Origin of the sequence: Rahnella sp. ChDrAdgB13 (genome assembly GCF_017655185.1) — a bacterium.
Classification (GTDB): domain Bacteria; phylum Pseudomonadota; class Gammaproteobacteria; order Enterobacterales; family Enterobacteriaceae; genus Rahnella; species Rahnella contaminans.
In genome coordinates this window covers 96,926-109,756 of the sequence record NZ_JAEMGT010000012.1, presented here as the reverse complement: position 1 = coordinate 109,756, position 12,831 = coordinate 96,926, and the positions used below count along the sequence as shown (strand labels likewise).

Genomic DNA, 12,831 nt, shown 5'->3' with positions numbered 1-12,831 from the left:
CGTGAAAGGGGAAGGAGCAAAAGTAAAACCGTTCAGCTATTGCAGGATAGAAGTAAAACGTCGATCTCCCCTTCGCAAGGGGGGAGCAGTCAGCCTGTAACTTTTGCCACAGCTTTCTCAAAGCGCCCCATCCCTTCTTCAATATCCGCGAAGTCGATAACCAGTGATGGTGCAAACCGGATCACATTCGGGCCCGCCACCAGCATCATCAACCCGAACTCAGCGGCGGCGGCATGAAACTCTCCGGCGCGGTTTTTGAAGGCATCCGACAGCTCGGCGCCAATCAGCAACCCCTGCCCGCGGAATTCGCTGAAGACAGAATATTTCTGGTTGATGGCATCCAGCGCGCTGATGAATTTCTCGCGGCGTTCATTGATACCGGCCAGCACGTCTGGCGTATTGATAATATCCAGTGCGGCTTCGGCGACGGCACAGGCCAGCGGGTTACCGCCGTAGGTGGTGCCATGTTTGCCCGGCTCCATCACCGATGCAACGTCTTCCGTTGCCAGCATGGCGCTGACAGGGAAACCGCCGCCCAGCGCTTTGGCTGTGGTCAGAATGTCCGGCGTCACGCCGTAATGCATGTAGCTGAACAACTTACCGCTACGCCCCATACCGCTTTGCACTTCATCGAGCACCAGCAGTGCCTGATGTTTGTCGCAAAGTTCACGCAGCCCTTGCAGGAATTCTTTGGTGGCCGGTGTCACCCCGCCTTCGCCCTGAACGGGTTCGACCACAATTGCGCAGGTATGGTCGTCGATCACCGCTTTTACCGCGTCCAGATCGTTGAAGGGCACATGTACGATGTCAGCAGGTTTCGGGCCGAAGCCGTCGGAATATTTCGGCTGTCCGCCGACTGAAACGGTAAACAACGTGCGGCCATGGAAAGCGTTATGGAAAGCGATGATCTTACTTTTGTACGGGCTGTGGCGGTGGGAAGCATAATAGCGCGCAAGTTTGAATGCGGCCTCATTAGCTTCAGCGCCGGAGTTGGCAAAAAATACGCGGTCGGCAAAAGTGGCGTCGATCAACTTCTGAGCCAGTCGCAGAGCGGGTTCGTTGGTAAATACGTTACTGACATGCCACAGAGTTTCACCCTGTTCATGCAAGGCTTTAACCAGTGCCGGATGACAATGTCCGAGCGCCGTAACCGCGATACCGCCAGCGAAATCAACGTATTCGGTGCCCTGCTGGTCCCACACGCGGCTGCCTTTGCCCTTCACCGGAATGAATTTCGCAGGTGAATAAACCGGCAAAATCACTTTGTCGAACGTACCCCGATCTACCGCTGATTTTTCTGCCATAACCGTTTTCCCTTACTGAAGTAATATGAAAATATAATCACAAAATATGCATAAAAAATCACGCACAGGCAAACAGAAATCACACCTGATGGGTAAGTAATTTTATCAGCAAGATTAACTGATTAGATTTTAAGGAAATTATCCAGAAGCTGATGCCCCTGTTCACTCAGAATGCTTTCCGGATGAAACTGAACGCCATGCAGCGGTAAGGTTTTGTGCATGATGCCCATAATTTCGTCGCGCTGGCCTTCGCGCTCAGTCCACGCGGTGACGTCAAAACAATCGGGCAGCGTTTCGGGCGCAATCACCAGGGAATGGTAGCGCGTCACCGTCAGCGGATTATTCAGCCCGGTAAAAACGCTGTTGCCGGTATGGCAGATGGGAGAAGTTTTGCCATGAATGGCCTGGCGGGCGCGGACAATCTTTGCGCCGAATGCCTGCGCCATTGCCTGATGCCCGAGGCAGACGCCGAGAACCGGCAGTTTACCGGCAAAATGGGTGATGGCTTGCAGGGAAATTCCCGCCTGATCGGGCGTACACGGGCCGGGCGAAATCACCAGATGTGACGGGGAAAGCTGTTCGATATCCGCAATCGTCAGCTGATCGTTACGCACCACGCTGACTTTTGCCCCCAGCTCGCAAAAATATTGGTAGAGGTTGTAGGTAAACGAGTCGTAGTTGTCGATCAGCAGCAGCATGGTCAATCCCGGTAAAGTCGAAAAATTTACCGGGTAATTCTACGCATTTTTATCCGCAGGCTTCAGCCTTTTTGTCGATCAAGGTGCGCCGGTCAATGTGCCTCATCGATTTCACTGATCACCTGATTAAAAATCGCCACCAGGTCTGTTTCATCGCCAAAAACCGCCGTTTTGTTGGCGGCCAGCCAGCGCTCACGCCCGACTTTGGCCCACTCAATGTCATAACCGGCGTGGATAACCAGCTGCTCGATGAATATTCTCAGCGCGCGCCCGTTACCTTCCCGGAATGGATGCAACAGGTTCAGGCCGGTGTAATAGTGCGCCAGCCGTTCTGCCAGATTATCGTGCGGCCATCCGACCAGAAACTCCTCTTCCTCGAGTTCCTGCATCAGCGCGTTGCCTTCATTTTCGATGTATTCGAAATGGCAAAACTGCGTATCGTCTTTATAAATATCGATTTCGCGGAACTTGCCCGCCCACGGATAGATGTCCTGGAACAGGGAAAGATGGATAGCGCACAGATGCGGTAAGCCCATGGTGGCCGGGCCGAGCGGCATGGCGGCGGCGCGCAGTGCGGTGAAAGCCAGTTCGGCCTGCAACAGACGATGTTCCTCCCGGATCCCGAGGCTGTTTTTCAGAACGTTGATGCCGGGATAGTAGTAAGGATCGGCACCTGCCACGAGTTTATCGTTCATAGTGCCTCCTCAGCTCGGACAAGCGCTGCGAAATTTGTTCGTTATCCAGCGTGACGGCTTCAACCTGCAAACCATCAAGCAGACTGCTGGCCTGAAAGTTCTCCCGCTGACGTTCGCGAAAGAGTTTTTCCTGCTGTCTGAGGGTCATTTTTTTCGCCATATTTCCTCCCCGGATATGGCCATTCGGGCGCATACCTTGTGAAGGTAAGTATAGACAGAGAAAAAAGGGCACCCGGCTGAGTGCCCCAAACTCGGATTATTCAACAGCGATCGGCTGGCTGATGACGTCAGTTTTATGCTCACCCTGCAACGTTTTCACCCGGTCTTCGAGCTGCTTAACCGCCTGCGCGTCTGGCAACAGCGAGTATTTCAGCTCGAACACGGTGCTCTGGCCGGGTTGCAGTTGTTTCACGCGGCCTTGTTTACGCTCAATCGTCACCGGATAAGCATAGTTGGTGCCCGGTTCAATACCGGTGACATATCCCTGTTTCAGCGTGTCGGTGTTTTTCCACAGCGTCAGCAGCGGAAGCTGATGGGTATCGAACTCGATTGACGCGCCTTTATCACCGGCTTTGTTGACAACGCCCGCGACGGTTTTACCCTGCGCATCCGCCAGCGGCACCATGTTGAAGACCATTTCATCGAAGCCTTTGGTTGGCCCTGCGTAAGTCGGCCAGTCGGTCAGGCCTTTTTTGGCGTAATCGTTGAACGGAGAAATGGATTTTAGTGGTGCAATAAAGCGAGCGCCCTGCTCAAGGATTGGCTGACCAAAGTTGCTGTGATAAATAATCTGGTAGTCGTGCGGATAGTCCGACGAGTTGGTGAGTTCATCGTGAATGGTCCAGGACTGGCTGCCCGGCACGTAGCGCAGCTCAGTCCAGGTTTCCAACCTGGCTTTCTTGAAGGTATCTTCTTTGAGCAGCCCGCGCACGGTGATTTCGTACGGCGCTTTTTCTGCAATCTCCACCACGACTTTCGACGCTGGCGTGTTGCCTGCGCGGCCATGCAGCGTATAAATCATGCCGTCCGCGGTCACCGGATGGCCGGTCCATTCAAAGCCGCAGCGCACCATCATTTCGTTGAAACCTTCCAGCCAGCCTACGCCGTTGCGGCTTTCCAGATTGATGTACGCCGGATTCACCACTTCCTGCACCGGCGAATCCCAGCCCAGCCGGATGTTATCGCCGGTGACATGCAGTAAATCCATGCCGCGCGTCGGGCTCAGGGCGATGGTCAGCCCTTTGCTGGTGATCGTAATGACTTTCGACCCTTCCTGTTTACCGCCGTGCAAAACTTTTTGTTCGATGCTGAAATCTGCACCGGTGATATTCAGCTTTTTGCTGTCAGTTTTCCAGTTTCCCAGTTCAGTACCGGCTTCAGCATCCGTCAGCACGATAGTTTGTGCGGCAGCCTGCCACGAAAAAAGCCCCATGACGATCCCGGTTACGAGTAATTTTTTCACATCCACTCCTTTTTGCTGAATTGATTTAGCCCAAAAGCAATTCAGCCTACAAATCCCGCAGGATGAAAAACGTGACAGTCTTCACCTTGATAGGTTTTGCCGTAAAACCACCCGCCACAACGTGCTCAGGGTGGCAAAAGAAGAATGAAACGGGATTTGTTACAGGAAATAGTGAGAAGTCAGGCAGAGAAAACACACACAAAGCTGACGCGTTTCAGCTTCGTGTGTTGAACAGAAGAGATTACTTTTTACGGCCACCCATAATTGAGCCCAAAACGCCGCGCAGAATCTGTCGCCCTAAATCGCGGGCCATACTTTTGGCGGCAACCTGCACCACACCGTCGCGTTTGCCGCCACGCGGGCCGGTGCTGCCGAACAGGATTTCATTGAGCCCCCCCATCAACCCGCCGCCGGATCCGGCTTCCGCCGTGGGTTTAGCCGCGCCGCCCGGTTGCGGGGCTGCCACGGTACCGAAGCCCTGTGCGGTGATTTTTTCATACGCGGATTCGCGATCCACGCTGTCTTCGTAGCGGCCATACAACGGCGACTGATTGATGGCTTTATTGCGTTCATCTTCCGCCAGCATGCCCATTTTTGATTCGGGGGCGATGACCATGGCACGCTGCACAATTTCCGGCCGCCCTTTTACGTCGAGGAAAGACACCAGCGCTTCGCCGACGCCCAGCTCGCTAATCACCGCTTCCGCATCGAACGCCGGATTGGCGCGCATGGTCTGCGCCGCGGCTTTTACCGCTTTCTGGTCGCGTGGCGTAAAGGCGCGCAAAGCGTGCTGAACCCGGTTGCCAAGCTGTCCGAGCACGCTGTCAGGAATATCCAGCGGGTTCTGTGTGACGAAGTAAATCCCGACGCCTTTAGAACGGATGAGGCGCACCACCTGTTCGATTTTCGTCAGTAACGCTTCAGGCGCGTCATTGAACAACAGATGCGCTTCATCAAAGAAAAACACCAACTTCGGCTGTTCCGGGTCACCCACTTCCGGCAGTTGTTCGAACAGTTCCGCCAGCAGCCAGAGCAGGAAAACAGAATAGAGTTTGGGCTGATTAATCAGCTTATCTGCGGCCAGCAGATTGATGATCCCATGACCGTTTTTATCGGTGCGCATCAGATCGTTGATATCCAGCATCGGCTCGCCGAAGAACTGATTCGCGCCCTGACCTTCCAGCGTCATCAGGCCGCGCTGAATCGCCCCGATAGACGCCGTGGAAATATTGCCGTACTGCGTCTGGAACTGCTTCGCGTTTTCGCCGGTAAACTGCACCATCGCGCGCAAATCTTTCATGTCGAGCAGCAAAAGTCCGTTGTCATCGGCAATCTTGAAAACCAGCTGCAACACGCCGCTTTGCACGTCATTCAGATCCAGCAACCGCGCCAGCAATAACGGCCCGAGATCGGAAATCGTGGCGCGGATCGGATGACCTTTTTCACCGAAAATATCCCACGGGATAATGCTGCACGCCTGCGGCTGCCAGTCAGTGACGCCGATATTCTTCAGGCGCGCGGCGAGTTTTTCCGAAGGCACGCCTTCTGCGCCAATCCCCGATAAATCCCCTTTTACATCGGCCAGAAAAACAGGAATACCGATACGCGAAAACTGTTCAGCCATGCGTTGCAGCGTGACCGTTTTACCTGTGCCGGTCGCGCCAGTTATTAATCCATGCCGGTTCGCCAGAGCAGGCAGGACCACCAGATCCTGAACCGGCTGGCCTTCATTCATGGCTTTGGCAATAAGGCGGGGTTCGCTCATTTCTTTTTCCTTGAAAGTGGGACGCGGTAACGCTCTTTAAAACCTATTAGTCAGGACAAGGGGCGTCAAGAAACACCCAACAAAAAGCCTCCCGAAAGGAGGCTTAGATTCTTTGCAGAAAGGAACCGGAAAGCTGAATGTTATGGCAAGACTTTCGCAGAGAGGATAACAATCGGCGTGGTCGGAACGTTCTGGTATGGCCCGACGTTATCGGTTTTCACGGAAGACATTTTGTCGACCACGTCCATGCCTTTGATGACTTTACCGAAAACGGCATAGCCAAAATCACGCTGACCGTGATCCAGGAAAGCATTGTCTGCCACGTTGATGAAGAACTGGCTGGTCGCGCTGTCTTTATCGGCAGTACGCGCCATAGCAACGGTGCCGCGCAGGTTACGCAGGCCGTTGTCAGCTTCGTTCTTAATCGGTTCTTTGGTCGCTTTCTGCTGCATGTCAGTCGTAAAGCCACCGCCCTGAACCATGAAGCCCGGGATCACGCGATGAAAAATGGTGTTGTTGTAATAGCCGCTCTGCGCGTAATCGACGAAATTCTTCACAGAAACCGGTGCCTTCGCACTGTCGAGTTCCAATTCGATATTCCCTGCTGAAGTGGTCAGCATTACGTGGGTTTGACCGGCGGCGAAAACCGGTGACATTGCAGTCAGGGATAGCAGCGCAGTTAAGGCCACTAAAGTACGTTTAAACATGACGGTTCCTTTCTTCAGAATACAAACAACAGATCCCACTGATTCTAAAGAGGCTTTAGGCTCAGCGCCAGACCTTTACCTTTATTTACGCTTAAAACTAAATTATTCAGATATTTCATAATATTACACGGTATTTATCTTAGCGTTAGCTGTTGAAATCTACCGGATAATCTTTATCAAGATGGATGACCGTTTTTGCCGGTTCGGTTTGCGCGATAAGACGTCCCTGACGGATGGAATATCGCACCGGCGTCTGACGGCGGACAGCATCAAAACCATTCTGTGCAGGCAGGATCACCAGGTTCGCCGGATTGCCATCTTGCAGCGCGTAATCCGTCAGATTCATTGTTCGCGCGCTGTACGTGGTAATCAGCTTCAGGCCATCGTCAATTTGCTGATATCCCATCAGCTGGCAAACATGCAGCCCCATGTGCAAAACCTGCAACATATTGGCGGTGCCCAGCGGATACCACGGATCAAAAACGTCATCGTGACCGAAGCAGACGTTAATCCCCGCCTCCAGCATTTCTTTCACACGCGTAATACCGCGACGTTTCGGGTAGGTATCAAAGCGCCCTTGCAGATGAATGTTTACCAGCGGATTGGCGACAAAATTGATGCCCGACATTTTCAGCAGACGGAACAGCCGCGAAGTATACGCACCGTTATATGAGTGCATCGCGGTGGTATGGCTGGCGGTAACGCGCTGGCCCATGTTTTCACGCAGCGCCAGCGCCGCCACGGTTTCCACAAAACGCGATTGTTCATCATCGATTTCATCGCAATGCACGTCGATGAGCCTGTTGTATTTCTGCGCCAGCGCAAAGGTTTTGTGCAGCGACTCCACGCCATATTCGCGGGTAAATTCAAAATGCGGAATCGCGCCGACAACGTCAGCACCCAGCTTCAGCGCCTCTTCCAGCAGGGCTTCGCCGTCGGGATACGACATAATCCCTTCCTGCGGAAACGCCACGATTTGCAGCGTAACCCACGGCGCGACTTCGGCTTTCACTTCCAGCATGGCTTTCAGCGCGGTCAGCGTCGGGTCGGAGACATCAACGTGCGTACGGACGTGCTGAATGCCGTTGGCAATCTGCCATTTCAGCGTCTTCCACGCGCGCTGTTTTACATCCTCATGCGTGAGCACGGCCTTGCGTTCTGCCCAGCGTTCAATGCCTTCAAACAGCGTACCGGACTGGTTCCACGCGGGCTGACCGGCGGTTTGCGTCGTATCAAGGTGAATATGCGGTTCGATAAAAGGCGGGATCGCCAGCCCGCCTTCCGCATCCAGGATGTGATCGCCGTAATCGGCATTATCCAGCTGCGAAACGATATGGCGGATCACACCGTCTTCGATTTCTATCTGCCACAACCCTTCCCGATCAGGCAGACGGACATTTTTAATGGTACGCAAAGGAGTTTTCGTCACGCGTTACCTCATCGTTTTAGAAAGACTGCGTCGTCAGTGATTGTAAGGCCAATCTAAGAACAATAGCCTGAAAGTGTTTATAAATCGAAAGGTTACACAAAACCCCAATGAAATCAGCTAAATACCTACTAAGGGGTATATTGGAAGCGGCTTGATTTGTATCAATACCCCCTGTTACGCGCGGGTTATGTTTAGCCTCATAAAATCAAAATTGAGGCAATTATGAGCAAAGTCAGACTCGCGATTATTGGTAACGGCATGGTCGGCCATCGCTTTATCGAGGATTTGCTGGATAAAGCGGAGCCGGATCAGTTCGATATCACGGTATTATGTGAAGAGCCGCGCGTGGCCTATGACCGCGTCCATCTTTCCTCTTACTTTTCACACCATACCGCCGAAGAACTGTCGCTGGTTCGCGAAGGATTTTACGAAAAGCACAACGTCAACGTACTGATCGGCGAACGCGCCATCACGCTGAACCGCAAAGAAAAAGTGATCCACTCCAGCAGCGGCCGCACGGTGTACTACGACAAACTGATTATCGCGACCGGTTCCTACCCGTGGGTACCCCCGATCCTGGGTTCTGACGGCCAGGACTGTTTCGTTTACCGCACCATTGAAGATTTGCACGCCATCGAATCCTGCGCCCGTCGCAGCAAACGCGGTGCCGTCGTCGGCGGCGGTTTGCTCGGGCTGGAAGCGGCGGGTGCCCTGAAAAACCTCGGTGTTGAAACGCATGTGGTTGAATTCGCACCCGGTCTGATGGCGGAACAGCTTGATGTGATGGGCGGCAGCCAGCTGCGCCAGAAAATCGAAAGCATGGGCGTGCAGGTTCACACCGCGAAAAACACCAGACAAATCGTTCAGGGCGGAAGCTCTGCCCGCAAAACCATGGAATTCGCTGACGGCACCGCGCTGGAAGTCGATTTTATCGTGTTCTCTACCGGCATCCGTCCTCAGGACAAACTGGCACGCCAGTGTGATCTCGAAATTGCACCGCGCGGCGGCATCGTCATTAACGACCAGTGCCAGACCAGCGATCCGGACGTTTACGCCATCGGCGAATGTGCGTCGTGGAATCAGCGTACCTTCGGTCTGGTCGCACCGGGCTACAAAATGGCGCAGGTCACCGCAGACCATCTTCTTGGCCGCGAAAATACCTTCACCGGCGCAGACATGAGCGCCAAGCTGAAACTGCTCGGCGTTGACGTTGCGGGTATCGGCGATGCACACGCACGCACACCGGGCGCCCGCAGCTACGTCTATCTGGATGAAAGCAAAGCGTTATACAAACGTCTGGTCGTCAGCGAAGACAACAAAACGTTGCTAGGCGCGGTTCTGGTCGGCGACACCAGCGATTATGGCAATCTGTTGCAACTGGTGCTTAACAGCATCGAACTGCCGGAAAACCCGGATGCACTTATCCTGCCTGCCCACGCGGGCAGCGGCGGCGCAGTGATCGGCACCGACGCCTTGCCGGAAAGCGCGCAAATCTGCTCCTGTTTTGACGTCACCAAAGGCGACATCATCAAAGCGGTTCAGGGCGGCTGCCACACCGTCGCGGCGCTGAAATCCGCAACCAAAGCCGGGACCGGCTGTGGCGGTTGTATTCCGCTGGTCACACAAGTGCTGAACGCTGAGCTGAGCAAACAGGGCATCGAGGTGAATCATCACCTGTGCGAGCACTTTGCGTATTCGCGTCAGGAGCTGTATCACCTGATCCGCGTCGAAGGCATCCGTTCGTTTGACGATCTGCTCAATAAATACGGCAAAGGTTATGGCTGCGAAGTGTGTAAACCGACTGTCGGTTCGCTGCTCGCCTCCTGCTGGAATGATTATGTGCTGAAAGCACAGCACACGCCGCTTCAGGACACCAATGACGTCTTCCTCGCCAACATGCAAAAAGATGGCACGTATTCTGTTATCCCGCGCTCACCGGGCGGCGAAATCACGCCACAAGGCCTGATGGCGATTGGCGAAATTGCAGCGGAATATAACCTCTACACCAAAATTACCGGCTCCCAGCGCATCGGGATGTTCGGCGCGCAGAAAGACGATTTACCGGCTATCTGGCAGAAACTGATTAACGCCGGTTTCGAAACCGGTCAGGCGTATGCGAAAGCGCTGCGCATGGCGAAAACCTGCGTCGGCAGCACCTGGTGTCGCTACGGCGTTGGCGACAGTCTCGGTTTCGGCATCAGTCTGGAAAACCGCTACAAAGGCATCCGCACACCACACAAAATGAAGTTCGGCGTCTCCGGTTGTACCCGTGAATGTTCGGAAGCTCAGGGCAAAGACGTCGGGATTATCGCCACCGAAAACGGCTGGAACCTGTATGTCTGCGGCAACGGCGGTATGAAACCGCGTCACGGCGATCTGCTGGCCGCCGATCTGGATAACGAAACGCTGCTGCGCTATCTCGACCGCTTCATGATGTTCTACATCCGCACCGCCGATAAGCTTCAACGCACCTCGGTCTGGATGGACAACCTCGAAGGCGGCATCGACTATCTGCGCAAAGTGATTATCGATAACAAACTCGGCCTGAACGATCAGCTGGAAGCCGAACTGGCACGTCTGCGTGAATCTGCGGTTTGCGAATGGCAGGAAACGCTGAACGACCCGGCGGCGCAGACCCGCTTCACGCACTTTATCAACAGCGCGCAGCGCGACCCGAACGTCCAGTTCGTGTCAGAACGCGAACAGCACCGTCCGGCGCGCCCGGACGAACGCATTCCGGTGAAAATGATCGCCGACGGGGAGGAAGTATTATGAGCCAGTGGTTAACGCTTTGTTCTGTTGAGCAAATCCTGCCGGGCTGCGGCGTTTGCGCGCTGGCGGGCGATCAGCAAGTTGCGCTGTTCCGTCCTTACGCTGATGAGCAGATTTTCGCGCTGTCGAATATCGATCCCTTCGCAAAATCAAGCGTGCTGTCACGCGGGATTATTGCCGAACATCAGGGCGAATTGTGGGTCGCCAGCCCGCTGAAAAAACAGCATTTTCGCCTGACGGATGGTTTGTGTATGGAAGACGATACGCATTCGATTCCGGCCTTTGAGGTTCGTGTTCAGGGCGGCAGCGTGGAAATCAATACCACCAGCCTTCACGCAGAAACCTGCTAAACTCCGCGCCTTTCACGCCGCCTTCGGGCGGCGTTGTTATCTGCTTTCGGGAACGTCGTCATGGATTATTTGCCCCTCTTTTGTCAGTTAAAAAACAGAGCCTGTCTGCTGGTGGGCGCCGGTGACGTTGCCGAACGCAAAGCCCGTTTGCTGCTCGATGCCGGTGCGAAACTGACGGTCAACGCCCTCACCTTCACGTCGCAATTTGAGATTTGGGCAGACGAAGGCAAAGTCCGCCTGCTGAAAGGCGAATTCTCGCCGCTGCTGGTCGATGAAAAGTGGCTGGTCATTGCCGCGACGGATTCTGATTTAGTGAATCAGGAAGTCAGCGAAGCCGCCGAGCAACGCCGCGTTTTCTGTAACGTGGTGGATGCACCGGAAAGCGCGAGCGTGATCATGCCGTCGATTATCGACCGTTCACCACTGATGATCGCCGTCTCTTCCGGCGGCAATGCGCCGGTTCTGGCGCGCCTGTTACGCGAACGTCTGGAATCCATTTTGCCGCAACATCTGGGCAAACTGGCGCAGGTAGCGGGCGGATTACGCGCACGGGTCAAAGCGCAGTTCAGCGAAATGTCCGACCGCCGCCGCTGGTGGGAAAAGCTGTTTAATCATCATCGTCTGGCGCAATCACTGGCCAATAATGACGACGCGCAAAGCGGGCAATATCTCGAAGAATTATTCAGCGAGCCGGTGGATAAACACGGTGAAGTGATTCTGGTTGGTGCCGGGCCGGGCGATGCCGGTCTGCTGACGCTCAAGGGTTTGCAGCAAATGCAGCTGGCCGACGTGGTGGTTTATGACCGGCTGGTTTCCGACGGCGTGCTGAATCTGGTGCGCCGCGACGCCGAGCGCATTTTCGTCGGCAAGCGCGCCGGGCATCATTGTGTTGCCCAGGAGCGCATCAACGAAATTCTGCTGGAACAGGCGCAAATGGGTAAACGCGTTGTGCGCCTGAAAGGTGGCGATCCGTTTATCTTTGGTCGCGGCGGCGAAGAGCTGGAAGCACTGAAAGCCGCGGGCATCGCGTTTTCCGTTGTGCCAGGCATCACGGCCGCCTCGGGTTGTTCCGCCTACAGCGGCATTCCGCTGACGCACCGCGATCATGCGCAAAGCGTACGGCTAATCACCGGCCACGCCAAACAGGACGGCGCACTCGACTGGGCATGTCTGGCGCAGGGTCAGCAAACGCTGGTGTTTTATATGGGGCTGACGCAGGCGGGCGAGATCCAACGGCGTCTGCTGGAAAACGGTCTGGCAGCACAAACGCCTGTCGCGCTGGTCGAAAACGGTACCAGCCAGCAGCAGCGCGTGGTCACCGGAAACCTGACTGACCTCGAAAATCTGGCTAAACAGGTGCAAAGCCCGAGCCTGATTATCGTCGGCAGCGTGGTCAGCCTGCGCCATAAACTCAACTGGTTTGCCAGCGAAACACCGCAGTAATACCCCTCCCCGCCCGAAAACTCCATTTATTTTTTTAATCAATTCAGAGAAGTGATATGACTTTCACTTCTCTACGTTAAATTATAAGAGAATTCTTATAACAGAATAAAATTCCTGAATTTCGGGAATCTCTCTCTTAAAACCAAAATATTCACCCCACACAAATGGAATATTCAGAATCTTCAACTTAGACTTTAAGTACGCCG

Annotated in this window: 11 protein-coding genes; 3 read left to right on the top strand and 8 right to left on the bottom strand. The window is 54.3% G+C overall.

What is annotated here, in order from left to right; genetic code table 11:
- Positions 1-89: 89 nt before the first annotated feature.
- The 8 genes from J8X26_RS05120 to J8X26_RS05085 form a co-directional block, all read right to left on the bottom strand.
- Positions 90-1,304, bottom strand: a complete 1,215-nt coding sequence (locus tag J8X26_RS05120; RefSeq protein ID WP_165061078.1) for an aspartate aminotransferase family protein — start codon at positions 1,302-1,304, stop codon at positions 90-92.
- A 122-nt stretch (positions 1,305-1,426) separates the two neighbouring features.
- On the bottom strand, positions 1,427-2,002 hold the full coding sequence (locus J8X26_RS05115) for an aminodeoxychorismate synthase component II (RefSeq protein ID WP_152327497.1): 576 nt from the start codon (positions 2,000-2,002) through the stop codon (positions 1,427-1,429).
- A gap of 92 nt (positions 2,003-2,094) precedes the next feature.
- The gene (locus tag J8X26_RS05110; protein ID WP_152327498.1) at positions 2,095-2,697 is read right to left on the bottom strand and encodes a putative adenosine monophosphate-protein transferase Fic; all 603 of its coding nucleotides are present in this window, start codon (positions 2,695-2,697) and stop codon (positions 2,095-2,097) included.
- Positions 2,687-2,857: a YhfG family protein gene (locus J8X26_RS05105; RefSeq protein ID WP_152327499.1), complete on the bottom strand. Its 171-nt coding sequence runs from the start codon at positions 2,855-2,857 to the stop codon at positions 2,687-2,689. The genes J8X26_RS05110 and J8X26_RS05105 overlap by 11 nt, the downstream gene beginning before the upstream one ends.
- Positions 2,858-2,953: 96 nt before the next feature.
- The gene (locus J8X26_RS05100) at positions 2,954-4,159 is read right to left on the bottom strand and encodes an aldose 1-epimerase family protein (protein WP_208950311.1); all 1,206 of its coding nucleotides are present in this window, start codon (positions 4,157-4,159) and stop codon (positions 2,954-2,956) included.
- A gap of 241 nt (positions 4,160-4,400) precedes the next feature.
- Entirely contained in the window at positions 4,401-5,924 is a 1,524-nt protein-coding gene (locus J8X26_RS05095) for a helicase HerA-like domain-containing protein (protein ID WP_208950310.1), read from the bottom strand.
- A 140-nt stretch (positions 5,925-6,064) separates the two neighbouring features.
- Positions 6,065-6,631, bottom strand: coding sequence for a peptidylprolyl isomerase A (gene ppiA, locus J8X26_RS05090; protein ID WP_152327502.1), 567 nt, complete (start codon positions 6,629-6,631; stop codon positions 6,065-6,067).
- A 145-nt stretch (positions 6,632-6,776) separates the two neighbouring features.
- Positions 6,777-8,060, bottom strand: a complete 1,284-nt coding sequence (locus J8X26_RS05085) for a cytosine deaminase (protein WP_165061051.1) — start codon at positions 8,058-8,060, stop codon at positions 6,777-6,779.
- A gap of 222 nt (positions 8,061-8,282) precedes the next feature.
- On the opposite strand from J8X26_RS05085, the gene nirB reads away from it, so the two are divergent.
- From nirB to cysG, 3 genes are read left to right on the top strand one after another with little or no spacing between them, the layout of a single operon-like run.
- On the top strand, positions 8,283-10,835 hold the full coding sequence (gene nirB, locus J8X26_RS05080; RefSeq protein WP_165061048.1) for a nitrite reductase large subunit NirB: 2,553 nt from the start codon (positions 8,283-8,285) through the stop codon (positions 10,833-10,835).
- Complete coding sequence (nirD, locus tag J8X26_RS05075) at positions 10,832-11,182, top strand: nitrite reductase small subunit NirD (RefSeq protein ID WP_152327505.1); 351 nt, start codon at positions 10,832-10,834, stop codon at positions 11,180-11,182. The genes nirB and nirD overlap by 4 nt, the downstream gene beginning before the upstream one ends.
- Before the next feature lie 60 nt (positions 11,183-11,242).
- Positions 11,243-12,625 (top strand): siroheme synthase CysG, encoded by a 1,383-nt coding sequence (cysG, locus tag J8X26_RS05070; RefSeq protein WP_208950309.1) that lies wholly within the window; start codon positions 11,243-11,245, stop codon positions 12,623-12,625.
- The last annotated feature ends 206 nt before the right edge of the window (positions 12,626-12,831 follow it).